Here is a 26,984-nt window from a genome sequence, read left to right as displayed (position 1 = left end):
TCCGCCCGCCTTTCCGGAGACTCTCATGAGCCGATATTCCACCGCCGTTGCCGCCTCGATCCTGCTGATATCGGTTTCGGCCTGCGTCGGCGCCCCGACCGGCGGGGAGGGGCCCGTGTCCCGCCCGGCCATGGCCGCCTATTTCGACTGTGTCCGCGACGGCGGCGTGGCCATCTCCGCCCATAGGGCGGTCTCGGCGCCGGATCAGCCCGAGAACTCCATCGCCGCCATCGAGGCGACCGGGCGAGCCATTCCCGGCGCCATCCTCGAACTGGACGCGATCCTGACTAAGGACGGCCATCTGGTGCTGATGCACGACGAGACGATGGACCGGACCACGACCGGGCGGGGCCGCGTCGCCGACCTGACCCTGGCCCAGGTCAAGGCCGCCCGGCTGAAGGCCTCGAACGGCGCCTTGACCGAAGCCGCACCCCCGACCCTGGCCGAGGCCCTGGACGCCGCCGGCCGCGTCGGCGCCATCGCCAGCCTGGATCTGAAACCGGCCGAAGGCGCGACCACGGTCGATCTGGCGAAAACCATCATCGCCCAGGTGCGGCGCTCGGGAGCGCAGAACCGGGTCATCCTGATCACCTATAATGACGCCGACGCCCGCGCCGTCGCGGCTCTTGCGCCGGAGATGATGATCTCGGCCGGTCTGGACGGCGTGGAGGATCTGGAGGGGCTGAACCCGGCCCAGATCCTGGCCTGGACCGGCACGCGCGAGGAGCGGCCCGCCCTGTGGTCGGCCCTGCGTCAGGCGGGGATCGAGGTCCAGTTCGGCACCCTGGGGGCGGAGGGGCGCCGCCGCGACGACCGCTACGCCGCCGACGGCGACGTCTCCGAATACCGCGACCTTTTCCGCCAGGGCGTGACCGTCATCGCCACCGACACCCCTCTGGCGGTCCAGTCGGTGCTGGGCGCCGAAGTCGCCAAGGCTGCTGCCTGCCGCCGCCCGCGCTGACGCGACGATTTGCGCTCGATCAAGGAGCGGACGAACCGGCTAGGGCAGGAGGACGATCAGGAGTTCAGCATGCGCGATGATCTGATGTTCGACGTGGCCGTGGTCGGGGCCGGCCCGGCCGGCCTGGCCTTCACCCGGTCCCTGGCCGGGGCGGGGCTGACGATCGCCCTGATCGAGGGACAGGACGAGGCGGCCTTGCGCGATCCGGCCTTCGACGGACGCGAGATCGCCCTGACCCACAACTCGATCCGTCTGTTGAAGTCTCTCGGCGCCTGGGACCGGGTTCCGGCGGAAGAGATTTCGGATTTGCGCGAGGCGCGGGTGCTGGACGGCGGCTCGCCCTTCGCCCTGACCTTCGACGCCGGCGGCGCCGACCGGCTGGGCGTCCTGATCCCCAACCACCTGATCCGCCGCGCCCTGTTCGAGGTCGTCGAGGGCCAGGCGGGCGTGACCCTGATGGCCGGGCGGCGGGTGGCCAGCTGCGCCGTCCAGGGCGCCCCCCCGCGCGGCCGGATCGTGCTGGACGACGGCGTGACGATCCGGGCCAGGCTGATCGTGGCGGCGGATTCCCGCTTTTCCGGCGTGCGCGACCAACTGGGCGTCGGGGTCGAGATGAACCGGCTGGGCCGGTCGATGATGGTCTGCCGGATGCGCCACGACCAGGCGCACGGCCATGTCGCGACCGAATGGTTCGACCATCGCCAGACCGTCGCCCTGCTGCCGGTCGCGGACGCCCAGGAGCGGGTCTCCTCCGTCGTCCTCACCCTGGCCGCCCCCGCCATCGCCGACCTGATGCGCCTGTCGCCCGACGCCTTCGCGGTCGAGATGGAACGGCGGCTGAAGGGCCGGCTGACCGGGCTGGAACTGGTCAGCGAACGCTGCGCCTATCCGCTGGCCACCACCTGGAGCCGCCGGTTCGCGGGCGAGGGTTTCGCCCTGATCGGCGACGCCGCGGTGGGCATGCACCCGGTCACCGCCCACGGCTTCAACCTGGGTCTGCGCGGACAGGACGTCTTGGCCAAGGTGTTGAAGTCGGCGCGGGGCGGGGACATCGGGTCGGAACGTCTGCTGGCCCGCTATGAACGCGACCACCGCCTCGCCAGCTGGCCCCTGTACCAGGGCACCAACGCCCTGGTCCGCCTGTTCACCCAGGAAACGCCCCCGGCCCGTCTGGCGCGCGGCGCCGCCCTGCGCGCCGGCCAGGCCACGGCGCCGTTCAAACGGGTGGTGAAGCGAATGCTGACGGTGTGATCGATCCTTCTCCCGTTGGGAGAAGGTGGCCCGAAGGGCCGGATGAGGGACCGGCGGCGGGCCAGTTCGCACCACGTACCCCTCACCTTTGGCTGCTTCGCGCCGCCCTTCGGGTCGCGCCAGGACGATCGCTTCGCTCTCGTGCGCTCAAGCCCTCTCCCAGCGGGAGAGGGAAGGGTGGGTCAGAAAACCTTGCGGCCGCCCACCCAGGTCCCGATCACCTTGCCCTGCAGTCTGCGTCCGTCGAACGGCGAGTTCTTCGACTTGGAGCGCAGCGTATCCGCATCCACGATCACCGGCGCGCCGGGGTCGAACAGCACCAGGTCGGCCGGCGCGCCTTCGGCCAGCACCCCGGCGTCGAGGCCCAGCAGCGCCGCCGGTCCCTGGGTCAGGGGCCTCAGCACGTCCAGCAGGTCCAGACCGTCCTCGTGGTGCAGGGTCAGGGCGGCCGACAGCAGGGTCTCCAGGCCCACGGCGCCGGGCGCGGCCTCGGCGAAGGGACGGCGCTTGTCCTCGGCGGGGGCAGGGGCGTGGGCCGAGGTGATCACGTCGATCAGCCCCTCGCGCACCGCCTCGATCAGGGCTTGGCGATCAGTCTCCGACCGCAGCGGCGGGTCCAACCGGTAGAAGGTGCGATAGTCGCCGATGTCCACCTCGTTGAAGCACAGGTGGTTGATCGAGACGCTGACGGCGACCTCCAGCCCCTTGGCCCGCGCCCGCGCCAGGGTCTCCAGCGCCCCCTCGGTCGAGATCTGATCCACCAGGAACCGGGCGCCCGTCTGTTCGACCAGGGCCAGGTCGCGCTCCAGCCCGATGCGCTCGGCGATGGCCGGGCTGCCGGACAGGCCCAGGCGCGTGGCCAGTTCGCCCGAGGCCGCGACAGACCCTTCCGTCAGCCAGGGGTCGGACGGACGACAGGCGATCAGGGCGTTGAAGGCGGCGGCGTAGCTCATCACCCTTTGCAGGGTGCGGCTGTTGACGATCACCTTGTCGCCGTCGGTGAAATACAGGGCGCCAGCCTCGTCCATCAGGCCGATCTCGGCCATCCGCTGGCCGTCCAGGGCCTTGGTCGCGGCGCCGGCCGCACGGACATTGACCAGATTCAGGGCCGCGCCGCGCCGCTGGATGAAGTCGACCATGGCCGGGTCGTCCACGGCGGGATCGGTGTCGGGCTGGACCACGATGGTGGTCACGCCCCCGGCCGCGGCGGCCAGGCTGGCGGACTTCAGCGTCTCTTTCGGTTCAGCGCCGGGTTCGCCGGTCTTGACCCGAATGTCGATCAGGCCGGGCGACAGGCAAAGGCCATCGGCGTCGATCACCTGATCGGCGTCGATCTGAGCCGCACCGTGAACGACGCGCACGATGCGGCCATTCTCGATCAGGACGCCGCCGGGGCCGTCATAGTCGCTGGCGGGGTCCAGCAGCCGGGCGTTGAGGATGGCGAGGGTGGTCATCACTTGTCCCCCCAGCGGGCCGACAGGGAGGCCAGCACGGCCATGCGGGCGGCGACGCCCATCTCGACCTGATCCTGGATCAGGGAGACGTCCAGGTCGTCGGCCACGTCGGAATCGATTTCGACCCCCCGGTTCATCGGCCCTGGGTGCATGACGCGGGCGCCCGGCTTGGCCCAGGCCAGCTTCTCGCGGTCCAGGCCCCAGAAGCGGAAATATTCGCGGGTCGAGGGCACCAGGGCGCCGGCCATCCGCTCCAGCTGAAGCCGCAGCATCATGACCACGTCGCAGCCCGCCAGCCCCTCGCGCATGTCGTGGAAGACCTCGCAGCCCCAGCGGTCGGCGTCGCCCGGCACCAGGGTCGGCGGCCCGATCAGGCGCACCCGCGCCCCCATCATCTGCAACAGGGCGACGTTCGAGCGCGCCACCCGGCTGTGGGTGATGTCGCCGCAGATGGCGACCGTCAGGCTGGTCACATCCCCGAAAGCGCGACGCATCGACAGCAGGTCCAGCAGGGCCTGGGTCGGGTGCTCATGCCGGCCGTCCCCGGCGTTGACGACGGCGCAGCCGACCTTCTGGCTCAGCAGCTCCGCCGCGCCCGAGGCCGAGTGGCGGATCACCAGAATGTCCGGCTTCATCGCATTCAGCGTCACCGCCGTATCGATCAGGGTCTCGCCCTTCTTCACCGACGAAGAGGCCACCGGCATGGTCACCACGTCTGCGCCCAGCCGCTTGGCGGCGATCTCGAACGAGGAGCTGGTGCGGGTCGAGTTCTCGAAGAACAGGTTCACGACCGTGCGCCCGTGCAGCAGATCCAGGGCCTTGGACGACTGGCGATTGAAGTCGACGAAGGCGTCGCCCAGGTCCAGCAGCTGCGGGGTGACGAAGGGGTTCAGATCCGAGGCGGCCAGGAAATGGGCCTTGGGGAACGGAATCAGCCGCTCTCGAATGGTCTGGTCGGTGACGTCGTGGGGCTGGGTCATCGAGACGCGCCTATAGGCGGGAGTCGCCGCAAACGCCAGACCGGGGGCCGGCCGGACCGCGGATCAAACGAAGTGGAACAGGGCCAGAAGCACCGGAATCACGACCGCGCTGCCGACGGTGGTCGAGGCGATGATCCCCGCGATCAGGGGCGCATCCCCGCCCATCTGCCGCGCCAGCATATAGGAGGCGGCCGATCCCGGCGCCGCCCCGCAGATCAGGGCCACCCCCTGGGTCAAGCTGTCGCCGCCCAGGGCCCAGGCGATCAGCCACATCAGCGGCGGCATGACGCCCAGCTTGACCAGGGTCACGGCGGCGATGGTCCCCTGGCGCCGCCTGACCTCGGCGAAGGACAGGCCGGCCCCGGCGACGATCAGCCCCAGGGGCAGGGCGGCCGCGCCCAGCAGGTCCATCGCATCCGACAGGCCGGGGATCAGCGGGACCCGCAGCAGGTTCAGCCCCAGACCGATCAGACAGGCCAGCAGGATCGGATTGGCGATCATCGACTTCGCCAGACCCAGCACCGAGGGCTCGCGCTTCAGCGCTCCCCACTTGGCCAGAACCGCCACACAGGTGATATTGGTCACCGGAATGATGAAGGCGATGGCCACCGCCGCCATGGCCGTCCCGGTCGAGCCATAGACCGACTGGATCACCGGCACGAAGACGAAACTGTTCCAGCGGATCACCCCCTGGAACACGCTGGTGTAGGCCGGCCCGCCCAGCGGGATCAGGGGCTTGGCCGCATAGGCCGCCGCCGCCACGATCAGGGTCGCCCCGACCGCCGACGCCCCCGCCACTGTCGCCCCGCCGCCGGCCAGATCGGCATGCCAGATCGCGGGGATCAGGAAGCTGGGATAGAAGATATTGATCGACAGCTTCTCGATCGGCCGCCACGCCTCATCGGGCAGGAAGCCGGACTTTCGCAAGCCATAGCCCAGGGCGATCATCAGAAAGACCGGCAGGACGCCGGCGATCAGCCCGGTCAAATCCAGCTCGCCTGATCCCGCACCCGGTCCAGCGCGCCCTGCAGAAGCCAGGCGGCGGCGGTGCGGTCCACGACCTCGGCCCGGCGCTTGCGGTTCAGGTCCAGGTCCTCGATCAGGAACCGCTCGACCGCGCTGGTGGACAGCCGCTCGTCCCAGAAGGCGACGTTGATGGGCCGCAGCCGCTCCAGATTGCGGGCGAAGGCGCGGCACGACTGGGCGCGCGGCCCCTCGGTTCCGTCCATATTGACCGGCAGGCCGATCACCAGGGCCGAGACCTTGCGATGGGCCATTAGCTTGAACAGCTGTTCGGCTTCATGCGTGAACTTGGACTTACGGATCAGCTCCAGCGGCGAGGCGATCAGGCGGGTGGCGTCCGACACGGCCACCCCAATGGTCTTCTCGCCCAGATCCAGCCCCATCCACGGGGTCTCGGGCGGGCAGGCGGCGGGCAGGTCGAGGAGGTCGAGAACGGGCACGGTCGGGCGGTAGTCGCGCCTAGGCGAAGTGTCAAAGCCTAACGCGCCTTACAGCCCTCATAGGCCTCGTCGTAGCTGCGACCGAAACAGGCCAGCATATTGTCCAGAACGTTGAGATTCATGGGCCATTTCATCTCCACGCCGAACCGCTCCCGAAACGCAGCGACGGTCTCCGCCCAATTGTCCGGAGGCGGCGTTGCGGCTAAACGATCACGGGCGGCCTGGAGCGCCTCTCGATCATTGTCCAGAAAAGCCACTGTGCCGATCGCATAGTCCTGGAACCCGTCGCTGGTGATGGCGGGGTTGACCCCGGCGAGGAGCAGTCGCTTCGCGCGGAGGCGTTGGTCCAAAGACGCTCTCAGCTGGCCTTCATGCCAATAGTTCACATGCAGCTCCCCCGGTGTCAGCGACCCCCAATGGGCCGTACGGTAGGCCGCCAGCAGATCGGCCGCAGCTTCGGTACATCCCGGCTTGTACGAGAGGGCCCGCCAGCCGCCTTCTATATCCTGGTCGAATTCATCGGGAGACAAGGCCGTCATCGCCTCCTTGTCGTAGTCACATGAGTCCGGTGCAGAAGGGGTTTGCGCCAGCACAGCGACGGCTAGGATGGCAACGGCGAGCATTCGATCTTCTCCAGCGGCCCAGATCTTAGGGAGAGCTTTGCAATATGGCGGCAGTTGGGCGGCTTCTGATCCTTGTGAATCCCAGTCGGGACCGCTAATCCGACCCCTTCGTTTCATTCTGTGTGTTGGAGGGCCGCATGGCCATCGACGCTGCGACGGTGCGCAAGGTTGCGCATCTCGCCCGCATCAAGACCCCCGAGGATCGGCTGGAGCCGCTGGCCCAGGAGCTGAACGGCATCCTGCAGTGGATCGAGCAGCTGAACGAGGTCGATGTCGACGGCGTCGAGCCCATGACCTCGAACGTCGCCCAGCCCCTGCGCCTGCGCGAGGACGTGGTCACCGACGGCGGCAAGATCGAGGCTGTCCTGTCCAACGCCCCGAAGTCCGCCGACGGCTTCTTCGTCGTGCCCAAGGTGGTCGAGTAATCATGAGCGACCTGACCAAACTGACCCTGAAAGCCGCCGTCGACGGCCTGAAGGCCAAGGACTTTTCCTCGGCCGAAATCACCCAGGCCTTCCTGACCTCCATCGAGGCCGCCAATCCGACGCTGAACGCCTATGTCGAGGTGACGGCGGACAAGGCCATGGACATGGCCCGCGCCTCCGACGCCCGCATCGCCTCCAGCCAGGGCGGGGCGCTGGAAGGCGCACCCCTGGGCATAAAGGACCTGTTCTGCACCGAGGGCGTCCAGACCACGGCCGGGTCCAACATGCTGCGCGGCTTCGTGCCGCCCTATGAATCGACCGTCACCGCCAATCTGTGGCGCGACGGGGCGGTCATGCTGGGCAAGCTGAACATGGACGAATTCGCCATGGGCTCGTCGAACGAGACCTCGGCCTTCGGTCCGGTCAAGAATCCGTGGAAGTCGACCGGCTCCAACGCCGATCTGACGCCGGGCGGGTCTTCCGGCGGTTCGGCCTCGGCCGTGGCGGCGGACCTGTGCCTGGCCGCCACCGCCTCCGACACCGGCGGCTCGATCCGCCAGCCCGCCGCCTTCACCGGCACGGTCGGGATCAAGCCCACCTATGGCCGCGCCAGCCGCTTCGGCATGGTGGCCTTCGCCTCATCGCTGGACCAAGCCGGCCCCATCACCAAGACGGTCGAGGATGCGGCCCTGCTGCTGCAATCCATGTGCTCGTTCGACGCCAAGGACTCCACCAGCCTGGACGTCCCGACGCCCGACTGGACCCAGTCGGTCGGCCAGTCGGTCAAGGGCCTGCGCATCGGCGTGCCGCGCGAATATGTGGTGGACGGCATGTCCGCCGAGATTCAGTCCCTGTGGGACCAGGGCGTGGCCTGGCTGAAGGACGCCGGCTGCGAGATCGTGGACATCAGCCTGCCGCACACCAAATACGCCCTGCCGACCTACTATATCGTGGCGCCGGCCGAGGCCTCGTCCAACCTGGCCCGTTATGACGGCATGCGGTTCGGGCACCGGGCGGATGACTTCAAGTCGCTGGACGACCTCTACGCCGCTTCGCGAGCCGAGGGCTTCGGCAAGGAGGTCCAGCGTCGCCTGACCATCGGCGCCTATGTGCTGTCGGCCGGCTTCTACGACGCCTACTACGTCCGCGCCTTGAAGGTGCGTCGCCGCATCGCCGAGGACTTCGACAATGTCTGGGGCCAGGTGGACGCCATCCTGACCCCCTCGACCCCGTCGGCCGCCTTCGCCCTGGGGGACAAGCAGATCGACCCCCTGACCATGTATCTGAACGACGTCTTCACGGTGACGACCAATCTGGCCGGCCTGCCGGGCCTCTCGGTCCCCGCCGGCGTCGATTCCAACGGCCTTCCGCTCGGCCTCCAGGTTATCGGCAAGGCCCTGGACGAGGCCACGGTCTTCCAGGTCGGCGCGGCGCTGGAACGGGCGGCGGGCTTCACGGCCAAGCCGGGTCAGTGGTGGTGAACTGATCTTTCCCTCTCCCGGAGGGAGAGGGAGGGGCCCGCTCAACGCAGTTGAGTGGGAGGGTGAGGGACCGACCTCACCCGTCTCGCATGATCGCGGACCGCATCGGTGATCTGATGCGGCTCCCCCAGGGCCTGAGCATTGGTAAACCTTATGACGACCCACCCCAGCGCTTCGATGTCCAGCTGGCGATAATGGTCGTTCAGCACTACCTCGTCCCGCTCATGGACCGGGCCATCCAGTTCGATGACCAGCCTCAGCGCCTCGCAGGCGAAGTCCGCACGGTAGCGATCGATCGGATGCTGCCGACGGAACTTGAACCCGTCGCACCGCCCGCCGCGCAACAGAGACCAGGCACGTCGTTCCGCCAGACCGGACGTCTGTCTCAGCGTCCGCGCTCGATCCGTTCGCTCTTGTCTCGTCATGGTTGCGGCTCCATCTCCCGGAGGGAGAAGGTGGCCGAAAGGCTTAGGTGAGGGAAGACCATGTTATTGACGGCCAACGTCTTTCCCTCACCCTCCCACGCCTGCGGCGTGGGCCCCTCCCTCTCCCTCCGGGAGAGGGGAAGATTAGGCTTCCGGCAGCGCCTTCAGATCCGCGTCGATGGCCGCGATCTTCTCGTCGGTGATGGCCCCTTGAGAATAGGGGGCGACCTGCCGAAGGGTCATGGCCTTGAACTGGCCGTAGGCGGGATGCTTGTCCATGCCGGGCAGGTGCTTCTCCAGCACGGCCTTGGTCGCCGGATCGTTCACCAGGGCCTCGATCGGGCTGTCGATGGTCGGATGGGCGTGATGCTCGGCATGAGCATGGTCTTGGGCCGGGGCCGTAGCCGGCGCGGTCTGCGCCGAGGCGGCGCCGACCAGCAGCAGGGAGGCCGCAGCGGCGGCGATCAGGGTCTTGGACATGGGATTCTCCATTGAGGCGACCGAAGTTGAGCGCGATTTCGCGACACCCTCAAGACAGCCTCTTTCTCGCCGCCGCCGACGGCGCTAGGACGACCCCATGACCGACACTGTTCCGAACCCGAAAACCATCAAGGGCCGCACCGGCGATTGGGAAATCGTCATGGGGCTGGAGATCCACGCCCAGGTGGCCTCCAAGGCCAAGCTCTTCTCCGGCGCCGCCGTCGGCTTCGGCGCGGGGCCGAACGAACAGGTCTCGCTGGTGGACGCCGGCTTCCCCGGCATGCTGCCGACCCTGAACAAGCACTGCGTCGAACAGGCGGTGAAGACCGGTCTGGGCCTGCGTGCGCAGATCAACAAGCGCAGCCAGTTCGACCGCAAGAACTACTTCTACCCCGACCTGCCGACGGGCTATCAGATCAGCCAGCTCTATTACCCCATCGTCGGCGAAGGCGTGGTCGAGGTGGAGGCCGAGGACGGCAGCTTCTTCAACGTCGGCATCGAGCGGCTGCACCTTGAGCAGGATGCGGGCAAGCTGATCCACGACCTGTCGCCGACCGAGAGCTATGTCGACCTGAACCGGGCCGGCACGGCCCTGATGGAGATCGTCTCGCGGCCTGACCTGCGCACGCCGGAAGAGGCGGTCGCCTACGTCAAGAAGATCCGGACCATCCTGGTCTATCTAGGCACCTGCGACGGCGACATGGAGAAGGGCAACCTCCGCGCCGACGTGAACGTCTCGGTCTGCCGCGCCGGCAACTATGAGAAGTTCAAGGCCACGGGCGACTTCAGCTTCCTGGGCACGCGCTGCGAGATCAAGAACGTCAACTCGTTCCGCTTCATCTCCCAGGCGATCCAGTACGAGGCGCGCCGCCAGATCGAGATCCTCGAGGACGGCGGTTCGATCATTCAGGAAACCCGCCTGTTCGATCCGGTGAAGGGCGAAACGCGGTCGATGCGCTCCAAGGAAGAGGCGCAGGACTACCGCTACTTCCCCGACCCCGACCTGCTGCCGCTGGACCTGGAAGAGGCCTGGATCGCCGAGATCAAGGCGTCTCTGCCCGAACTGCCGGACGACAAGCGCAAACGTCTGATGAGCCAGTACGGCCTGTCCCAGTACGACGCCATCGTGCTGATCTCGGAACAGGCCAAGGCCGACTATTTCGAGGCCGCCGCTCAGGGTCGCGACGCCAAGCTGGTCGCCAACTGGGTGACGAACGAGGTGTCGGCGCGTCTGGCCGCCGACGGCAAGGACTTCAGCGAGAACCCGCTGCCGGCCGCCCATGTGGCCCAGCTGGTCGAACTGATCGAGACCAACGTCATCTCCTCCAAGATCGCCAAGGAGGTGTTTGACCACGTCTGGAACGGCGAAGGCTCGCCGGCCGAGGTGGTGGAGAAGCACGGCCTGAAACAGGTGACCGACACCGGCGCCATCGAGAAGGCTGTCGACGAGATCATCGCCGCCAATCCGGACAAGGCCGCCGCCGTCGCCGAAAAGCCTCAGGCTCTCGGCTGGTTCGTCGGCCAGGTCATGAAGGCCACGGGCGGCAAGGCCAATCCGGCCGCCGTCAACGACATCCTGAAGGCCAAGCTGGGGCTTTGACCTCCGCCTCCGCCCCGTCTGACGGAACCTCTGAAAAAAGGCCCGGAGATCGCTCTCCGGGCCTTCTTCATTCGAACCGCGCTTCAGCCCCGGGTCGGATCAATAGACGTTCGAAAGGACGCTGGCGATCAGACCCGTCGCGACGGCGACCAGAAGAATGTCGCTGCCGGCATGGACGTAGCGATAGCCGTGCGGCGCCGGACGCAGGCCGTAGAAATAGGGGTCGCGGACATAGTAGGTCCGATACCGGGCCGGCAGATAGGCGCCGGTCCGCCACCGATAGCCGTAGTAGCGCGGCTCGACGCGGTAGTAGCCGTAGCTGGGGGCGTACCAGTAGCCCGACCGAGGCCCGTTGTAGCCGCGGAACTCGGACCGACCTCGCCACCAGTCGCGATTGTTGCGGTCCCAGCGGTCGTTACGCCAGTCGCGACGATCATCCCGGCGTTCGACGCGATAATCGCGGCGGTCATCGCGGCGATCGTGGCGGTATTCCTGGCGATCCCGGTATTCGCCCTGACGCCAGTCACGTCGATCGTCGCGGCGTTCGTTGCGATAGTCGCGGCGGTCGTCCCGGCGGTCTTGGCGATATTCGCGCCGGTCGTCGCGGCTCTGCGCCTGGGCCATCATCGGAACGGCGGTAGCGGAGAGGGCGAGGGCGACGACGGCGGCCTTGGTAAGGCGTTTCATCAGCGTGCTCCAATCTGGGCCTTCCGCCGAGAGGACGAAAGCACCCGTTAATGACGTCAAAGTCCGGCTTTGCGTCTGAACGCCTCCTGAATGACCGTGTCAGGATTAATCGACGGACGTTGCGCAGGCGAGGCCGCCGACCCAGATGTCCGCAAGGCTCAATGGAGATCGTCTAATGAACGCGCCGATCCAGCTCTGGTACTGGCCCACACCCAATGGGTGGAAGGTCTCCATCGCGCTGGAGGAGATGGGCCTGGCCTATGAGGTCAGGCCGGTGAACATCGGCGTCGGCGAACAGTTCGAGCCGGCTTTCCAGGCGATCAGCCCCAACGGTCGGATGCCGGCCATCGTCGATCCGGACGGACCCGGCGGCGCGCCCATCTCGATCTTCGAATCCGGCGCCATCCTCCAGTACCTGGGAAACAAGTCGGGCCTCTTCTATCCGACCGACATGCGGGCGCGGGTAGAGGTCGATCAATGGCTGTTCTGGCAGGTCGGCGGCCTCGGGCCGATGGCCGGACAGACCCACCATTTCCGCCAATATGCTCCGGCCATGATCAAGGATCAGCGCCAGATCGCCTACGGCGTCCGGCGCTATACGAACGAGACCCATCGTCTCTATGGCGTCATGGATCGCCGCCTGCGGGATCGAGACTATCTCGCCGGAGACTATTCCATCGCCGACATGGCCGCCTGGCCCTGGATACTGCCCAGTCTCCAAGGTCAGGATCTGGCCGAGTTCCCCCGTCTGGCGGCTTGGCTTGAGCGGGTCGGCGCCCGGCCGGCTGTCAGGGCGGGCAGGGCGGTGCTGGAAGACCGGCGCGGAAACGCCGGCGGGTCTGGAAAGGCCGCCGAGGCGGCGCGGGCTATCCTCTTCGGCCAGCGGGCGCGCCCCGCGTAAACGACAGGTTTCCGAACGATTTCGGATTTATGAATCGAGTCTGGAGTATTCATTCTCGCTTTACTGAAAAGTCCTGCACGGGCTTTCGGCGTTAACTTTAACTTCAAACCAGCGGTATTTGATGCGTCATCAGAGACGGACCCAGAAGGGCGTTCGTTCAGGAGATGTGGTGATGCAAGCGCAAGAAATGGCGCACGACCTGGCGGCCGGCGCGCAGACGGATGAACTGCCCCTGCCGACTGCCGACATGTCGGGCGACGAGCTGTTCAAGCTGGGCATGATGTATTCGGCCGGATCGGGCGGCTGTCCGATGGACCGGGTCTCGGCCCACATGATCTTCAACCTGGCGGCCATGAAGGGTTCGATCGAGGCGCGCGTTTACCGCCGCGAGATGAGCCAGGAGATGGATCGCGAAGAGATCGCCGAGGCCCAGAAGGCGGCGCGCCGTTACATCGACACCGGCGTGGTTCGTCTGGTCGCCTGACCGCAGAGACGGTTACGCCTCAGAAGCTGGCGTAACCCGCGCCGTTCGAGCCGTTGATCGAATAGCTGAAGCCGATCGGCATGGCCGAGCGCACCTGGGTGAAGAAGGCGGCGAGTTCGCCAAGGGTCGAACGCGGCACGAAGATGATGTCGCCGCGCCTCAGGGCGACGACCTCGCCCCGCCGGGGACGCAGATCGATCACCCGCATCATGCGCGCGCCGCCAGGGCCGCGCCGGATCAGGGCCGCCCGTTCCGCCTTGCCTGTGGGCAGCAGGCCGCCTGCCTGAATGACGGCCTGGTGCGCGTCCAGGTCTCCGACCATTTCGATCACGCCCGGCGTGCGGACCTCGCCATCCACCCAGACCCGAATGGGCCCGGCCTGGCGCAGGGTCACCTCCACCGTCGGGCGCAGCAGTTGCGACCCATAGGCCGCAGACACCGCATGTTCCAACTCAGAGAGGCTCCGATCCGCCGCCATGACCTGGCCGATCAGGGGCAGGGCGACGCGGCCGTCAGGTCCGACCTTCAGCGTTCGCGTCAGTTCGGCGGCGGTGGGCAGGGCCACCTCGATCTCATCGCCGGGGTAAAGCAGATATTCAGGCTCTTCGTCGGTCCAGTCGGCGAACGGTATGTTGGGGAAATCCCCGCGGCTGGAAGGCTGGACCCTTTGCGTGCGGTCGATGGGGCGGGGCATTCGGCCGGCAGCCCCGCCGCCGCATGCCGCCAAGGTGGCGGCGGCCGATCCGAGGGCCAGCAGGAACAGTCGGCGATCTGACGTCATGGAATCGGTTGGTCCGCCGGGAAAGAGGATGGATCACAGCCTCGCCCCTTATGGGTAACCGATGGTTAACGCCGGTCAGCGAAAGGTGGCGTCGATCAAGAGTTTCCTGGATTCGCTCGCCATGCGTTCGACGGCCTATGTCACGACTCGACCGCGCTACGGCGTGCTGGACGTCGTCGGCCTGCTGTTCCGCGAACTGCTCTTGATGGTCGTCGTCTTCCTGCTGATCTTCGTCCTGGGAGCCGCCGCCGTCTTCACCTTGAAGAAGACCTATACGGCCCAGGGCGCCGTCTTCGCGGGCGTCGGCCAGGAATATGTCTATCAACCCCGCGTGGGGACGGCCGAACGGGGGCAGGCGCCGCAGGGCGACGAGGTGGCGAACTCCGAAGCGGCCATCCTCAGTTCGGGCCAGGTGCGCCAGCGCGTCATCGACGCCTTGGGCCCCCAGGTCATTTTGGGCAGGGCGCCCAAGGGCGCGCCGGAAAAGTCGAAGGCGGCGGCCAGCAAGGTGCTGGGCTCCAGCCTGAACGTCGCGACGGCGCCGGGCAGCGCGGTCATCCGCGTCAGCTACAAGGCGGATAATCCTCAGCAGGCGGCCCGCATCCTGAACAGCGTGATCGATCAGTATCTGGCCTATCGTCGCGAAGTCTTTCAGGACAAGACCCCGGCCATCGCCAGCCAGCGCCTTGCGTTTGAAGAGGATCTGAACGCCGCGGACCGGGCCTATGAGCAGTTTCTGACGTCGAACGACATCGGCGACTTCGCCGCCGCCAAGGCCACCTTGGCAGCGACCTATCAGACGACCTTCGCCGATCGGATGGCGACGCAGAGCCAGTTGAACCAGACCAGCCAGAGGCTGAGCACGCTCGTGGCGCTGCAGGCCAGTACGCCGGCCGAGGTCGCCCTGCAGCAGGACCTGAACATCTCGGCCCAGGATCAGGTGCTGCAACTGCGCACCGAACGCCAGCAGCTGCTGTCGCGCTATCAGCCCGACGCCCAGCCGGTGAAGGACATCGAGGCGCGGATCGCCCAACTGCAAGCCTATGTCGCCAGCGGAACGGCGGTCGGGCCTAAGGAGGTTCGCACTGGACCCAACCCGGTCTGGACCGAGCTGGAGACGACCCGAATCAACACCCAGGCCGACCGCGACGCCCTGGCGGCCCGGTTGGCGGTCCTGGATCGGCAGCTCTCGGACATTCGGTCGCGACAGGCGCGGCTGACGGCCCTGGAGTCTGAGAATGCGACCCTGGCGGGCAACCGCGAGGTCCTGACCGCCAACATCCGCGAGTTTCAGCAACGCGAAAGCCAGAGCCGCGCCGACAACGCCCTGGTCGCCGCCGGCGCCGACAACGTCACCGTGATCGAACGGGCCCAGCCCCCGGCGACGGGCAAGAGCCTGAAGGCGCCGGCCCTGGCCGCCGTCTTCCTGTTCGCCGCCTTCACCGCCCTGTGCATCGGCCTGCTGAGGATCTTCACACGGCGCGGATTTTCGACGCCCGACTCGGTGCGCCGTACTCTGGACGTGCCAGTCCTGGCGGTCGCTCCCGCCAAGGCGCACTAGGTCGGTGGGGCTTGGGCGGGCGGCCGTGATACTGTGGCGCGTGGTGGAGCGCGCATAGCGATTCGATGGTCGATCTGACGTCCGAAATGGCCGGTCTGTGGGCGGCGCTGGGGCCGGCCCCGGCGCATCGCGCCCGGGTGATCCAGTTCGCCGCCGCCACGACCGGTGAAGGCGTATCGACGGTCACGCGCGAATACGCCCGGCTGGCCGCCGTGCGGGCGCGAAAGCCGGTCTGGCTGGTGGACGGCGATCTGGCGCAGCAAGGACAGCTTGAAGCCATCGCCGCCGAACCGGACCGGTTCGGGCAGCTGGGCAAGCCGGCCCAGGCCTCGCCCGATGGCTCCAGCTTCTTCGCGGTCACGCCGGCGCCGACGGGGCGGGACGGCAAGCCGGTTCCGCCGGCGCGCCTGCTGACCGCGCGGCCCTGCCTGGGCGGACGGCTGTGGACGACGCGGTTTCACATGGAGGCCCTGCGCTCGGGACACCGCGTCGAGGCGGTGGGAGAGCCGCGCTACTGGGACGCCCTGAGGCCGCACGCCGACACCATCGTCATCGACAGCCCGGCGGCGGACCGCAACGACATGGCGATCATTCTGGCGCCCTTCGTCGATATGACGGTTCTGGTGGTCGCGGCCGGCGGGGCGAGCGCGAGCGCCCCGGTCATCCTGCGCGACGAGATCGAGGCTGTCGGCGGTCGTATCGCCGGGGTGGTCATGAACCGTTCGACCTATAAGCCGCCCAAATTCCTGTCCCGGCTGGCGGGTTAAGCGGCTTTGCGAAGCATGGCCGCGCCGTAGAGCTTCGGCTCCAACCCTTTTGTCCAGAAGACCTTGCCCAGGCCGCGCGCGGTGCGGTCCAGGGTTTCGGCGCGGGCGGGGCGGCGGAGCAGGGCGAGGGTCAGGGAGACGAGGCCCCAGACGGCGGTCTGGGCAGCGCCGATCAGCATCCAGCGGGCGACGCCGGGCCAGTCGCGGCGGGCGGCGGCCAGCTGGCTGGGGCTCTGGCCATAGGCGAAGGCGCGCAGCAGGGCGTAGTTCAGGGTGGCGCGGTCGGGGGGCGCGAACTCGTCCACCCAGGCGTCGGCGGCCCAGCCGAACCGGCCGCCGCGCGCCTGCAGGGCGGTGAACAGGCGGTCGTCCTCGCCGCCGGTCTCGTTCATGGCCGTGTCGAAAGGGGCGTCGCCGGGCAGGGCCGTGGCGCGGACCATCAGACTGTTGCCGCAGCCGTGGATCTGGTCGGTCAGGCCGGTCTTAGCCGGGCCGTCGCGGCCAAAGAACCGCTCCAGATAGGCGGTGGTCCAGCCCGTACCCTCGGGCACGCGGCCCCGGATAGGACCGAACAGGACCTCGGCGCCGGTCTGGGCCTGGGCCCGCAAAAGGGCGGCCAGCCAGCCGGGGGAGGCGGCCTCGTCGTCATCCAGGAAGGCGATCAGGGGGGCGTCCGTGGCGGCCAGGCCGACATTGCGGGCGGTGGCGACGCCGGGGACGGGCGCGTGGGCGTAGGTCAGGGGAACCGGCGCCTCGCCCCGCAGCCGCTCCACCACGGCCGAGGCCGAACCGTCGGGGTCATTGTCGGCGACGACCACGGCGGCGATTCGGTCCAGCGACCCGACCTGGGCGAAGACCGAGCGCAGGGCCCGCTCCAGCATGGCGGGGCGACGCAGGGTGGGAATGAGGACGGCGACGTCCCGCATCAGATCGCGTCCGCATAGACGGCCGCCCGGTACAGGCGCAGGGCGAAGGCGCGGGTGCGGGTCGGCAACAGAGGCGACAGGGCCGCGCCCCTGGCCAGGCGACGGATCAGGGGCAGGGACGGCAGGCGTTTCAGGGCGCGGGCGGCCCTGTAGCTGGGGTAGTTCTGGACGATGTCGGGGTGCAGGGCCACCACGCGGGCGAAGTTGGCGGCACCCTGGTCGAACTTGCGCGCCAGGTCCGGCACCGTGTCCAGGCCCATATGGGTGGCGGGATTGTCGATGTGGATCACCTGGAACCGGCGGGCGACCCGCATGGCCCATTCGACGTCCTCCCACCCCCAGCCGGTGAAGCCGGGGTCGAAGGATTCGACGGCGAAGACGTCGCGACGCACCAAGAGATTGGAGGTGTAGACGTATTTCTCGGGCGTCTTGGCGCGCTGGGCGGCGCGGACGCATTCGCTGGCGCCGGACAGGGCGCGGTGGACGGCGAAGCGGCGGTCGCGCGGCGCCTGCTTCAGCGAAAAGCCGCCGAAGGCTACAGCCGGATCGTCGCGCGCGATCAGCTCGATCCAGGTCTGGAGAAAGCGGGGGCTGTCGGGCTTCATGTCGCTGTCGAGGAACAGCCACGAGCCGGCGCGGGCGGCGATGGTCAGGCGATTGCGACCGCGCGCCCGGCCTTCATTGGCGGACAGGGTGACGAGGCGGGCAGGCAGGGCCAGGGCGTCCAGCGTCGCCTTCAGCCGGGCAGTCAAACCAGGGTCGCCCGTGCCGTCGTCCAGCAGGATCAGCTCGGCCCGGCCGGCGACGGCGGCGCCTTCCGTATCCAGCCGGCGCAACAGGGGTTCGGGATCGTCGCGCAGGAAGGGGATCAGGACCGACAGTTCGGGCCGGGCGCCGACCCAGCCGGGGTTGTCGTGGATATCGGCGCGGGAGCCGCTCATGCCGTCGCGCTCCGTCGGGCCTTGATCAGTCGGTTCAGCACGTCGCGCACCCCTGCGGCGTTCAGCGTCAGCGCCAGGGCCGCATAGACCAGTCCGCCGACGCTCGCGTCCAGCATCAGTTCGATGAAACCGCCCAGCGGCGGAAGGCGCCAGACCACCAGGGCCATGCCGGTCGAGGCCAGGCCGCAACGGACCAGGGCCTCCCACGGAATGGGCAGGGCGATGGCGCGGCGGCTTATGAGCAGACAGGCGACCAGGCCTATGGCGAAGCTGAGGGCCGTGGCGACGGCGGCGCCCAGCACGCCGAGACGAGGGATCAGGATCAGGTTCAGCCCGATGTTGGCGACGGCGGGGACGGCCATGGTGACCAGCAGCAGGCCGGTCTTCTTGCCCAGGGTGAAGCCGAAACCGAAATAATAGGCGATCAGGCCGGACAGAAAGGCCGAGGCCGCGATCCATGGCGTGACGAGGGTCGCGGCGACGCGCAGCTCGGGGCCGATCATCAGCTCGGCCAGGGGGCGGGCCACCAGGGCCAGGCCGACGGCGGCGGGCAGTCCGATCAGGATCAGGGTCGAACCCTGTTCCAGCGCCGTCTGGCGCAGGGCCTCGCGGCCGCCGCGCTCCAGCGCCATGACCATGGCCGGCGCGCCTGCCGCGCCCAGCCAGATGAACATCACATCCAGGGTGCGGTTCGCCAGACTGTAGCTGGCGTGATAGGCGCCGACCGCCGCCGCATCCAGGAAGGCCGCCAACAGGAACCGGTCGGTCGAGGCCAGGACCAGGGCCAGGGTCAGCGACGCCGCGATGGGATAGCCGTAGGCGGCGTAGGCCTTCAGCCGCGCACGATCCACGGTTCCGCCGGCCGACTGGCGCAGTTCGCCCGGCAGGATGAAGGGCAGGGCGAACAGGGGGGCGATCATCAGGCCCAGCAGGGGCGAGGCGGCGCCCGCGCCGGCCAGGGCGAACCCGGCCCCGACCAGAAAGCCCAGGACAGCGACGGCCATATCGACCGTGGCGGCCTTGGACACCTCGCCGGCGGCGCGATACCGCTCCTGCGCCAGCTTGGCCAGGTTGCGGATGGGCGCTCCGGCCAAGCCGAAGGCCAGGGCCAGTTTGAAGGCCGGGCTTAGGGGCAGAAGCCAGACGGCGAGGGCGGCGACCGGCGTGAAGACGGCGATGACGGCGAAGGAGGTGCGGTACAGGCTGGCGAAATGGGTCGCCAGGCCGCCCGGCGTGCGCTCGGCCGCCCAGAAGCGGGCCATGGCCGCCTCCAGCCAGCTGAAGCTGACGGTATGGGCCAGGCTGGTGACCGAAAAGGCCAGGGCGTAGCGGCCGAAATCCTCGGGGCTGAGCAGGCGGGTGAAGACGACGATGGTCAGGAAGCCGACCACGCCCTGAACGATCTGGGCCGGCAGATAGCCCCAGACGCCGCGCCAGAACATGCGTTTCTCGCTCACCTGACGGCGGTCCGGTCGCCCAGCAGAACGGGCACGGTGATCAGCAGGATCCACAGGTCCAGCCAGAAGGACTGGCGCTGGATATAGTCGATGTCCAGCTCGACTCTGCGGCGCACCTCGGCCTCGGTGTGGACCGGGCCGCGCGAGCCTTTGACGGCGGCCCAGCCGGTGATGCCGGGCTTGATGCGGTGACGGTGGGCGTATTCGGCCACCATGAGGGCGGATTCGGTCTCGCCGGTCTTCATGCCGATGGCGTGGGGCCGGGGACCGACCAGAGACATTTCGCCGGACATGACGTTGAAGATCTGGGGCAGCTCATCCAGGCTGGTGGCGCGGATGAAGCGGCCGACGCGGGTGACGCGGTCGTCGTCGACGGCCACCTGGCGGCTTGCGGTGGCGTCGGCGGCGGCATGGCGCATCGAGCGGAACTTCCACACTACGATGGCCTCCTGGTTGAAGCCGTGTCGCCGCTGGCGGAAGAAGATCGGCCCAGGACTGTCCAGACGGACCGCCAGGGCGATCAGAATCATCAGAGGCGCCGAGGCGATCAGGGCCAGGCCGCCGATCACCAGATCCTGAAGCCGTTTGACGAAGGCCCGGCGCTCGTCGCTGGGCGTGTTGCCGAGCGGCGCCAGGCGGCCCCCGGCCAGCCGCTTCAGCGCATCGTCGCGGCCGGCTTCGGAATCGACCAGGATGGCCACGGGCGTGGGCAGGGTCTCCAGCCGACGGGCCAAGTCGCGCCCGCGCGGCCCGGCCTCAGGGTCGATGGCCAGTACGATATGATCGACATAGGGCAGCATCCGGTGGCTCAGCAGGGCGTCGGCCCGGCCCAGCACGGGCACTCCGGCCAGCCGGCTGGGCGAACGCGCCAGCCGATCGTCGAACACGCCCAGGACGTTCAGGTCCCGCCGCTCCAGCGCGCGTTCGATCAGGGCCTGGGCGTTTCGTGTGGCTCCCACTATGACGATGTTGGGCGACAGGGCGCCCTGGCGGCGCCAGCGCCCGACCAGGATCAGCCACAGACCGTGCAGACCGGTCAGGGCCGCCGCCGCCGTCAGGCCCCAGGGGAGGACCGGACCCAGGCCGTCGCCTTGCAGCGCCCAGCCCACAGTCACGGCGGCCGCAATCGCCAGGCCCAGGGCCGCGAGCACCGCCGCCAGATGGACCAGGGGCGACCGCTCCGGCTCGAATCGATACAGGTCCAGGCCCCGCAGCAGGGCCAGAACCGCCGTCACTCCGACGGCGAGGGGCAGGACAGCGCCGACCGGCAGGGTTCGCAGATCGATCGACTCCAGCGCCCACAGGACGAGCGCCGCCAGGCCGACGGCGACCGTCACGTCGAGGGCCCGAAACCAGTGGGCGGCCAGGCGCACGCTGGAGCGACGGCGCGCGTTCAGCCAGACCTCGGGCCGGAACGGACCCCGCTGGGCGCGCGCCTCGCCCGCGTCGCCCGGCGGCGTCGCGGCGGCGGGCGCGGCGAGAGAGGAGGCGCAGTCAGGCATGGATATCCGTGGCGTCGTACAGTCGCCACCCTGCACGCCCGGCCCTCTATGTGACGTTAACATCGTCGTTTCGCGCGAAGCGGATTGCACGACGCATCAGGCTCCGCTATCGAGCCCTTCGCTGGAGACGTGGCCGAGTGGCTGAAGGCAACGGTTTGCTAAATCGTCGTACCCCGTAAGGGGTACCGAGGGTTCGAATCCCTCCGTCTCCGCCACCACCCCGTCCGCAGGGGTCCGCAGCAATCCACAGACAATCCCGGCAGGCCCTAGAAATCAGGGCTTTTTGTCCGTCGTAGTCCACAGCAGTCCGCAGCAAGCCAGCGTCCGATATTAGGGCGGAGCTTAGGGCGGGCTTAGGGTGGCGTCCGGTTCTGTCGCTGCTCTATGTTCTCTTTACGTTCACGGAGGCCAGGGTGGCGCGGACCACGAGCAGATTGACCAGCAAGGGCGCTCTCGCCCTCAAGGAGCCAGGCCTCTACGCCGATGGCGACGGCCTCTATCTGCGCATCGACCAGACCGGCGCCCGCCGATGGGTCTGGATCTTCCATCTGCACAAGAAGCGGCGGGAGATGGGTTTGGGGAGCCTGGACCGCGTCGGCCTCGCTGATGCCCGAAAGGCGGCTGAGGCCGCGCGGCGGATGCTGGCGGACGGGCTGGATCCGATTGAGCAACGGCGGCTGTCGCTCATTCCACCTGCCTCTCGCACTTTCTCTGCGGTCGCCAACGACCTGATGGATTCGCTCGAGCCCAGCTGGCGATCCCCCAAGCAGAGAGGCCAGTGGGAGGCGTCCCTGACCCAGCACGCGCCCAGGATTTGGAAAGCGGACGTGTCGTCGGTCGACACGGAAATGGTTCTCGAGGCGCTGAAGCCGATCTGGTCATCCAAGGCTGAGACGGCGACGAGGGTCCGGTCTCGGATAGAGCGGGTGCTTGACGCGGCCAAGGTCCGCGGATTGCGCGAAGGTGAGAACCCGGCCCGATGGAAAGGGCATCTGTCTGCTCTTCTGCCCCGCGCCGAGCGGAACAAGGATCACTTCGCGGCCATGCACTATACCGACGTGCCGGCCCTCGTCACCCTGCTGGCCAGCCGATCAAGCGGATCGGCGCGAGCTCTGCGTTTTCTGATCCTGACAGCCAAGCGCTCGGGCGAGGTGAGGGGCGCGGATTGGAGCGAGATCAAAGGCGATCTCTGGGTTATCCCGGCGGAGCGCATGAAGGGGGGCAGGGATCATTACGAACCGCTCTCTGGCGCCGCGCTCGCACTGCTGAATGAGACCCCTGCGAGCGTGCGGTCCGGCCTGATCTTTCCTGGCTGGAACGGGCCCATGAGCGACATGACCCTGTCGAAGGTGCTGAAAGCCAACAAGATCGAGGGAGCTACCGTCCACGGATTCCGGTCTTCCTTCCGAGATTGGGCCGGCGACTGCACGAGCTTCGCACGGGAAACGATGGAAGAGGCGCTCGCCCATCTCGTCGGGGACAAGGCGGAACAGGCCTATCGGCGGAGCAGTGCCCTAGCCAAGCGTCGGATGCTCATGGAAGCATGGGCCGATCATTGCACCGGCGTCACGCCAGCCACGAACGTTCACCCCCTCAGAGCCCGCTCATGACCGAACCCCTGCCGCTCTCTGAGCGCCTTCGGCTGATCGCCGAACTGGAGGCGCGCATTGTCTGCCTGCCACCGCACCCGGATTTGCCGCCGACGCCCGCGCCGGGGTCGAACGTGGTCTATCTGCACCCGGCCGAGAACGCCCGCCTGATCGCCGACGCCGCCAGGCTGGGTCTGCTGTCGCCGGCGACGTGATCCCGCGATGCACCGTCGGCGAGCTGATCGATGAGGAAATCCGGACCACGCGCCACTGTGAGTGCTGCGGCGACTTCGCCGACGTCGATCTGCAACGCATCGCCGCCGCTAAGGGGCGCGACTTCTCCCTGGTCGATCGCCTGCCGTTCTGCACGAACGGCGACTGTCTGGGCATGATCCGGTTTCAGATCCACCGGGGCCTTCGCGCCCAATGGCTGCTGACCCCGGCCGGGGTCGCGCGGTTTCAGGCGCACAGCGACTGGCTGTTCACCTATCGACAGGTCCAAAGCCGACGCGCGGCCCAGAGAGCGGCGCGACGGACTCCACAAACCTGACGCGCCGTGTCAGCGTTCGCCCATGTGCAACCTCTATCGCCAGCGCACCGGCCCCCAGGCCATCATGGACATGGCCAAGGCCATGACGTCCTCGGTCGGCAACCTGGCGCCGGGCGACGTCTATCCTGATTACGCCGCGCCGATCGTGCGGACCGACGCGAACGGCGTGCGCGAACTGGCCCTGGCCCGCTGGGGCATGCCGTCGTCGGCCAGGGCCGTCTATGAGGCGGCGACCAAGCGCGCCGATAAGCTGCGCGCCAAGGGCGCCGAGTTCGACTTCCAGGAGCTGCTTAAGAGGGAGCCGGACAGCGGCACGACCAATGTCCGCAACACTGCCTCGGCTCATTGGAAACGCTGGCTGGAGCCGGCCCACCGTTGCCTGGTCCCCTTCACGGCCTTCAGCGAGCCCGGCCGCGACGCCGCCGGCAAGTATCGGCCGGTGTGGTTCAAGCTGGCCGGCGACGATCCCGAGCCCCTGGCCTTCTTCGCCGGCATCCACCTTCAGGGATGGCAGGGGGTGCGCAAGATCAAGACGGGCTTGGAAACCGCCGACCTCTTCGCCTTCCTGACGACCGACCCCAGCGAGCCGGTGAAGTCGGTTCACCCCAAGGCCATGCCGGTGATCCTAACCAAGCCGGATGAGATCGAAGCCTGGATGACGGATCCGTGGCCGGAGGCGCAGCGGCTTCAGCGGGCGTTGCCGGACGGGGCGCTGGTAGCGATCTAGCGGTGCAGATCATTTGGATCAGCACTACCACTGGGGCTGCCATCTAGGCTCTATCCAACATCACTGGCCACAAACGCTGTTGCGAGATTATCCATGGTTGTGCAACACCATGGAACAGCTTGGGGGGAAGAATGTCAGATTCGAGCGACGTCACTGCGTCCAACAACTACATCGACAGCGAGCTGATTGAGCGCCTGAAGAAGGTGGAGGAGTGTGCAAACGCCGACGTCATAGCGTGCATCCATCCAATCATGACGCCGTTCGATGATATTATCCGCCAGCTCATGGATGACCTTGAGGGCAAAAGAGAAAATCTTTTGATAGTACTCGAGACCGATGGCGGATCCATTGAGACGACCGAGCGTATCGTCTCGGTCCTTAGGCACCATTATCCGCGCGGCGAAATCTCGTTCCTCATCCCTAATCGGGCCATGTCGGCAGGCACCATCCTAGTCATGAGTGGTGACCGGATTTTGATGGATTACTACTCGGTGCTGGGGCCCATCGATCCGCAGATTGAGAACGCAAGCGGCGCATGGGTGCCAGGGTTGGGATACCTCGAAAAATATAAGGAAATCATTGATAAGTCAGCCCGGGGCGACCTCAGCCAAGCCGAGCTAGCGTTCCTGCTCGACAAGTTCGATCCTGCCCAACTCCATTGGCTCGAGCAGGCCCGCGAGCACGGTGTCGATTTACTTAAACAGTGGCTGGTGCAATACAAGTTCAAGAACTGGACAATCACCAATGGGCGTCAAATTCCAGTCACGCCTGAAATGAGGACCGAACGCGCAGCGAGCGTGGCTGAAAAGCTGAACGATACCAAGCTCTGGCGTTCCCACGGACGTGGTCTCTCGATCGACGTGGTGCGAAATACGTTGGGCCTTGTGGTCGAAGATTTTGGGCGAGACCCGGAACATGCCGAACTGAATAGGCGTATTTCCGCCTATTATAGGCTCTTAAAGGACTATATGGGACGACGCGGTTGGAACTACGCCGTCCAAACTCACGAAGGCCGTTTCGTTTTCTGAAGGATGCAAAGCATGGCTGATATTAACGAAATCCTCCGCCTGAACCCTACCGCCGCTGCCGGCATTGACGGGGTCCGACAAGTGCTGTCAGACGTACAGAAACTTCGGGAAGCCGGAATCGCCAAGGGGCCCGCGCTTCCGTCGTTTGGAGCGCCTAAATCCATCAGCGATTTGAAGGTCGGATCCAAACGCGCGATTTTCAACCGGGCAAGCATCTAAGACGAAAGCGCGTCGCCCTTTCGGACGACGGGCGCTCGATAGCGGAGCTTAGGCTCGACGCTGTTTTGCATTGTCTGCAAATCGGGACCCTAGCCCGGTCGCGGCGGCACCCGCGGAGGCGGCTCACATGGCTCCGCCGCGACCGCCGCCCGCTCCCATCCCTCACGCCCCCAGGCGCGCGCCTCGGCGTCGCTCGCCAGGTGATCGCGGGTGGCGTCCGCCTCGGCCGCCGTCACCGGCTGGACGATGGAGCCCTCGACCGGTGGCTCAGGCTTCAGCGGGGCGCAGAGACGGGCATCGATCGACTTCGCCGCCGGCTGGACGATGGGCTCAGTCGGCAGGCTGGAGCGCCCGCCGCAGCTCGCCAGGATCAACGAGGCTGCGGACAGGACAACGGGTCTCATCATAGGTCGGCTCCTTGGTGACGATGCGTTCGATGACGCGGGCGGATTGACGGGCCTGGGCCACGCGGGCGTCGCACTGGGCGGCCAGCTGTTCGGTCGCCATGCGGCTGTTCTGGCGTTCGTCGCGACGGATGCCCTCGGCGGCGTGGAAGCTGGCCATCCAGCCGCGCGCGTGGGCCTCCCACGCCTTGGCGGCGGCGGCCTTGGCGTCGCGGTCGGCTTCCAGACGGGCGTAGCGGGCGGCCGGTCCGATGAGCGGCGTCCAGGTCCAAAGCAGGGCGCCGACGACGGCGGCGAGCGCCCAGGGAGCTAAGGCGGCGAGAAGGGCGCGGATCACAGGACGAGCTCGAAATGCGGGCCGTCGGTGAAGGCCTTCTTTCCGGCCCTGCGCCGCTCGGCGCCATAGGCGGCCACCGCCCGTTCCATGTCGTCAGGCGCGGCGCCCTTGATCTGCGACAGTTCCTGCCAGCAGCCGCCCCACCGGATGCGCACGTTCAGATCCGCCGCCGCGCGCTTCGCGGCCGCCGCGATCACATAGATTGGCCCCCATTCCCAACGCAGCTTTCCGTTGATGAACGGCACCAGGTCCACGGCATGGCCCCAGCCGTCAGCCTGCTTGCGGTGCAGGCTGTTCATGGTCTGAGACGCGCCGGTGCGGACATATTCCCGTTGTTCGGCCTCGGTTCTCAGCCCGTCGTGGACGCTGAAATCTTGCGTCGAATATTTGAGCGTCAACTCGACGAACCGCACGACGTCGGGGTGAACCCCGTTCAATTCGGCGCGCGACTTCGCGCCTAGGACAAAGGCCATGGTGGACTCTCCAGTTTCAGATGAGGGCATCAGCGGGCAGGCCGCGTTCTCGCCGTCCGGCCATCCGGCCGGGCAGGGACGCAGCCTGCACCAGAAGGGGTTCAGTGGCGGGGGATAGAAGGCGCGCGGGCACCAGGTCCGCCCGTGCGCCCAGATGTTCAGCGCATCGCTGTCCAGCGGCTTGAACCGCTGCCGGCGTCGTTTCGGCCAGTCGTAGATGAACGGCGTATCGTCTTCCAAACCGCCCCACGCCGCCTGGTGACGCAGGGGTCAGCCATGACTTGTGGTCGTGGTGTGCCGCATCTATGGTTGTCGCGAAAGACGGGGGTTTTACGATGTCGGAGGAGCGGTCGACGGGCCTGAAACAGCCTCAGAACGACAACAGGCGGTCATGGCCCTGGGCTGCCGTCCTGGGCGGCGCGGCTCTGTGGCTGGCGGTCGCCATCGGCGCCTTCGCCCTCGCCCGAATCCTCGCCTGACGCGCACGCCGTTCGCGAACCGGGTTCG

At 67.6% G+C, this 26,984-nt stretch carries 32 protein-coding genes and 1 tRNA gene; 17 read left to right on the top strand and 16 right to left on the bottom strand.

All coding sequences use genetic code 11. The features are described 5' to 3' along the window. Positions 1-25: 25 nt before the first annotated feature. Positions 26-961 (top strand): glycerophosphodiester phosphodiesterase family protein, encoded by a 936-nt coding sequence (locus tag ACZ5M6_RS13345; RefSeq protein WP_464158892.1) that lies wholly within the window; start codon positions 26-28, stop codon positions 959-961. Positions 962-1,030: 69 nt separating this feature from the next. Further along, positions 1,031-2,212: a 5-demethoxyubiquinol-8 5-hydroxylase UbiM gene (gene ubiM / locus ACZ5M6_RS13340; protein WP_464158891.1), complete on the top strand. Its 1,182-nt coding sequence runs from the start codon at positions 1,031-1,033 to the stop codon at positions 2,210-2,212. A gap of 182 nt (positions 2,213-2,394) precedes the next feature. Here ubiM and pyrC read toward each other — a convergent pair whose 3' ends face one another. From pyrC to ACZ5M6_RS13315, 5 genes are all read right to left on the bottom strand, one after another. After that, entirely contained in the window at positions 2,395-3,666 is a 1,272-nt protein-coding gene (gene pyrC, locus ACZ5M6_RS13335) for a dihydroorotase (RefSeq protein ID WP_464158890.1), read from the bottom strand. Beyond that, complete coding sequence (locus tag ACZ5M6_RS13330) at positions 3,666-4,646, bottom strand: aspartate carbamoyltransferase catalytic subunit (RefSeq protein WP_183214727.1); 981 nt, start codon at positions 4,644-4,646, stop codon at positions 3,666-3,668. Before ACZ5M6_RS13330 ends, pyrC begins: the two co-directional genes overlap by 1 nt. 63 nt (positions 4,647-4,709) lie before the next feature. Next, positions 4,710-5,633, bottom strand: a complete 924-nt coding sequence (locus tag ACZ5M6_RS13325) for an AEC family transporter (RefSeq protein ID WP_191554208.1) — start codon at positions 5,631-5,633, stop codon at positions 4,710-4,712. Further along, entirely contained in the window at positions 5,630-6,109 is a 480-nt protein-coding gene (ruvX, locus tag ACZ5M6_RS13320) for a Holliday junction resolvase RuvX (RefSeq protein ID WP_191554207.1), read from the bottom strand. Before ruvX ends, ACZ5M6_RS13325 begins: the two co-directional genes overlap by 4 nt. A gap of 38 nt (positions 6,110-6,147) precedes the next feature. Then, positions 6,148-6,732, bottom strand: a complete 585-nt coding sequence (locus ACZ5M6_RS13315; protein ID WP_191554206.1) for a hypothetical protein — start codon at positions 6,730-6,732, stop codon at positions 6,148-6,150. 137 nt (positions 6,733-6,869) lie between these two features. Between ACZ5M6_RS13315 and gatC the strand changes: the two genes are divergently transcribed. Then, positions 6,870-7,157: an Asp-tRNA(Asn)/Glu-tRNA(Gln) amidotransferase subunit GatC gene (gene gatC, locus ACZ5M6_RS13310; protein ID WP_191554205.1), complete on the top strand. Its 288-nt coding sequence runs from the start codon at positions 6,870-6,872 to the stop codon at positions 7,155-7,157. 2 nt (positions 7,158-7,159) lie between these two features. Then, complete coding sequence (gene gatA, locus ACZ5M6_RS13305; RefSeq protein WP_464158889.1) at positions 7,160-8,638, top strand: Asp-tRNA(Asn)/Glu-tRNA(Gln) amidotransferase subunit GatA; 1,479 nt, start codon at positions 7,160-7,162, stop codon at positions 8,636-8,638. Positions 8,639-8,679: 41 nt separating this feature from the next. Here gatA and ACZ5M6_RS13300 read toward each other — a convergent pair whose 3' ends face one another. Further along, positions 8,680-9,063, bottom strand: a complete 384-nt coding sequence (locus tag ACZ5M6_RS13300; RefSeq protein ID WP_464158888.1) for an endonuclease domain-containing protein — start codon at positions 9,061-9,063, stop codon at positions 8,680-8,682. Between the two features lie 144 nt (positions 9,064-9,207). After that, positions 9,208-9,543 (bottom strand): hypothetical protein, encoded by a 336-nt coding sequence (locus ACZ5M6_RS13295; protein ID WP_464158887.1) that lies wholly within the window; start codon positions 9,541-9,543, stop codon positions 9,208-9,210. Between the two features lie 97 nt (positions 9,544-9,640). On the opposite strand from ACZ5M6_RS13295, the gene gatB reads away from it, so the two are divergent. Then, positions 9,641-11,143, top strand: coding sequence for an Asp-tRNA(Asn)/Glu-tRNA(Gln) amidotransferase subunit GatB (gene gatB / locus ACZ5M6_RS13290; RefSeq protein WP_182713497.1), 1,503 nt, complete (start codon positions 9,641-9,643; stop codon positions 11,141-11,143). A 99-nt stretch (positions 11,144-11,242) separates the two neighbouring features. Here gatB and ACZ5M6_RS13285 read toward each other — a convergent pair whose 3' ends face one another. Next, complete coding sequence (locus tag ACZ5M6_RS13285) at positions 11,243-11,830, bottom strand: RcnB family protein (RefSeq protein WP_182713496.1); 588 nt, start codon at positions 11,828-11,830, stop codon at positions 11,243-11,245. 175 nt (positions 11,831-12,005) lie between these two features. Between ACZ5M6_RS13285 and ACZ5M6_RS13280 the strand changes: the two genes are divergently transcribed. Together ACZ5M6_RS13280 and ACZ5M6_RS13275 are read left to right on the top strand one after the other, a co-directional pair. Further along, positions 12,006-12,731 (top strand): glutathione S-transferase N-terminal domain-containing protein, encoded by a 726-nt coding sequence (locus tag ACZ5M6_RS13280; RefSeq protein ID WP_464158886.1) that lies wholly within the window; start codon positions 12,006-12,008, stop codon positions 12,729-12,731. Between the two features lie 172 nt (positions 12,732-12,903). Beyond that, on the top strand, positions 12,904-13,215 hold the full coding sequence (locus ACZ5M6_RS13275) for a sel1 repeat family protein (RefSeq protein WP_152950594.1): 312 nt from the start codon (positions 12,904-12,906) through the stop codon (positions 13,213-13,215). Positions 13,216-13,234: 19 nt separating this feature from the next. On the opposite strand, the gene ACZ5M6_RS13270 is transcribed toward ACZ5M6_RS13275, so the two are convergent. After that, entirely contained in the window at positions 13,235-13,996 is a 762-nt protein-coding gene (locus tag ACZ5M6_RS13270) for a polysaccharide biosynthesis/export family protein (protein WP_333896498.1), read from the bottom strand. A 121-nt stretch (positions 13,997-14,117) separates the two neighbouring features. Here ACZ5M6_RS13270 and ACZ5M6_RS13265 point away from each other — a divergent pair, with 121 nt between their 5' ends. Both ACZ5M6_RS13265 and ACZ5M6_RS13260 read left to right on the top strand, forming a co-directional pair. Next, positions 14,118-15,557: a GumC family protein gene (locus ACZ5M6_RS13265; RefSeq protein ID WP_464158885.1), complete on the top strand. Its 1,440-nt coding sequence runs from the start codon at positions 14,118-14,120 to the stop codon at positions 15,555-15,557. 65 nt (positions 15,558-15,622) lie between these two features. Then, positions 15,623-16,324, top strand: a complete 702-nt coding sequence (locus ACZ5M6_RS13260) for a P-loop NTPase family protein (RefSeq protein WP_191559029.1) — start codon at positions 15,623-15,625, stop codon at positions 16,322-16,324. Here ACZ5M6_RS13260 and ACZ5M6_RS13255 read toward each other — a convergent pair. From ACZ5M6_RS13255 to ACZ5M6_RS13240, 4 genes are read right to left on the bottom strand one after another with little or no spacing between them, the layout of a single operon-like run. After that, the gene (locus tag ACZ5M6_RS13255) at positions 16,321-17,250 is read right to left on the bottom strand and encodes a glycosyltransferase family 2 protein (protein ID WP_464158884.1); all 930 of its coding nucleotides are present in this window, start codon (positions 17,248-17,250) and stop codon (positions 16,321-16,323) included. The genes ACZ5M6_RS13260 and ACZ5M6_RS13255 overlap by 4 nt on opposite strands. After that, positions 17,250-18,191, bottom strand: coding sequence for a glycosyltransferase family 2 protein (locus ACZ5M6_RS13250; protein ID WP_464158883.1), 942 nt, complete (start codon positions 18,189-18,191; stop codon positions 17,250-17,252). Before ACZ5M6_RS13250 ends, ACZ5M6_RS13255 begins: the two co-directional genes overlap by 1 nt. After that, on the bottom strand, positions 18,188-19,633 hold the full coding sequence (locus ACZ5M6_RS13245) for a lipopolysaccharide biosynthesis protein (protein ID WP_464160126.1): 1,446 nt from the start codon (positions 19,631-19,633) through the stop codon (positions 18,188-18,190). Before ACZ5M6_RS13245 ends, ACZ5M6_RS13250 begins: the two co-directional genes overlap by 4 nt. Positions 19,634-19,644: 11 nt before the next feature. After that, positions 19,645-21,150, bottom strand: a complete 1,506-nt coding sequence (locus ACZ5M6_RS13240; RefSeq protein ID WP_464158882.1) for an exopolysaccharide biosynthesis polyprenyl glycosylphosphotransferase — start codon at positions 21,148-21,150, stop codon at positions 19,645-19,647. 123 nt (positions 21,151-21,273) lie between these two features. On the opposite strand from ACZ5M6_RS13240, the gene ACZ5M6_RS13235 reads away from it, so the two are divergent. The 7 genes from ACZ5M6_RS13235 to ACZ5M6_RS13205 all read left to right on the top strand — a co-directional run bounded on the left by ACZ5M6_RS13235 (position 21,274) and on the right by ACZ5M6_RS13205 (position 25,263). Further along, a tRNA-Ser gene (locus ACZ5M6_RS13235) sits at positions 21,274-21,365 on the top strand. Between the two features lie 219 nt (positions 21,366-21,584). Further along, entirely contained in the window at positions 21,585-22,760 is a 1,176-nt protein-coding gene (locus ACZ5M6_RS13230) for a tyrosine-type recombinase/integrase (protein ID WP_464158881.1), read from the top strand. Beyond that, positions 22,757-22,954, top strand: a complete 198-nt coding sequence (locus ACZ5M6_RS13225) for a hypothetical protein (RefSeq protein ID WP_464158880.1) — start codon at positions 22,757-22,759, stop codon at positions 22,952-22,954. Before ACZ5M6_RS13230 ends, ACZ5M6_RS13225 begins: the two co-directional genes overlap by 4 nt. After that, positions 22,951-23,289, top strand: coding sequence for a hypothetical protein (locus tag ACZ5M6_RS13220; protein ID WP_464158879.1), 339 nt, complete (start codon positions 22,951-22,953; stop codon positions 23,287-23,289). The genes ACZ5M6_RS13225 and ACZ5M6_RS13220 overlap by 4 nt, the downstream gene beginning before the upstream one ends. A 22-nt stretch (positions 23,290-23,311) precedes the next feature. Beyond that, on the top strand, positions 23,312-24,016 hold the full coding sequence (locus ACZ5M6_RS13215; RefSeq protein ID WP_464158878.1) for an SOS response-associated peptidase: 705 nt from the start codon (positions 23,312-23,314) through the stop codon (positions 24,014-24,016). A 131-nt stretch (positions 24,017-24,147) separates the two neighbouring features. After that, positions 24,148-25,044 carry an SDH family Clp fold serine proteinase gene (locus ACZ5M6_RS13210; protein WP_464158877.1) on the top strand — a complete coding sequence of 299 codons (897 nt, stop codon included), beginning with the start codon at positions 24,148-24,150 and terminating at the stop codon, positions 25,042-25,044. A gap of 12 nt (positions 25,045-25,056) precedes the next feature. Next, positions 25,057-25,263 carry a hypothetical protein gene (locus ACZ5M6_RS13205; protein ID WP_464158876.1) on the top strand — a complete coding sequence of 69 codons (207 nt, stop codon included), beginning with the start codon at positions 25,057-25,059 and terminating at the stop codon, positions 25,261-25,263. Positions 25,264-25,352: 89 nt separating this feature from the next. Here ACZ5M6_RS13205 and ACZ5M6_RS13200 read toward each other — a convergent pair whose 3' ends face one another. From ACZ5M6_RS13200 to ACZ5M6_RS13190, 3 genes are read right to left on the bottom strand one after another with little or no spacing between them, the layout of a single operon-like run. Further along, positions 25,353-25,670, bottom strand: coding sequence for a hypothetical protein (locus ACZ5M6_RS13200; RefSeq protein WP_464158875.1), 318 nt, complete (start codon positions 25,668-25,670; stop codon positions 25,353-25,355). After that, positions 25,594-26,004: a hypothetical protein gene (locus ACZ5M6_RS13195; RefSeq protein ID WP_464158874.1), complete on the bottom strand. Its 411-nt coding sequence runs from the start codon at positions 26,002-26,004 to the stop codon at positions 25,594-25,596. The genes ACZ5M6_RS13200 and ACZ5M6_RS13195 overlap by 77 nt, the downstream gene beginning before the upstream one ends. After that, entirely contained in the window at positions 26,001-26,717 is a 717-nt protein-coding gene (locus ACZ5M6_RS13190) for a M15 family metallopeptidase (protein ID WP_464158873.1), read from the bottom strand. The genes ACZ5M6_RS13195 and ACZ5M6_RS13190 overlap by 4 nt, the downstream gene beginning before the upstream one ends. Before the next feature lie 95 nt (positions 26,718-26,812). Here ACZ5M6_RS13190 and ACZ5M6_RS13185 point away from each other — a divergent pair, with 95 nt between their 5' ends. Further along, the gene (locus ACZ5M6_RS13185) at positions 26,813-26,956 is read left to right on the top strand and encodes a hypothetical protein (RefSeq protein ID WP_464158872.1); all 144 of its coding nucleotides are present in this window, start codon (positions 26,813-26,815) and stop codon (positions 26,954-26,956) included. Positions 26,957-26,984 lie beyond the last annotated feature (28 nt).

Source organism: Brevundimonas sp. Br13 (assembly GCF_055391505.1).
Note: the sequence above shows the minus strand (reverse complement) of the source record. Positions and strands in the feature narration are given on the sequence as shown.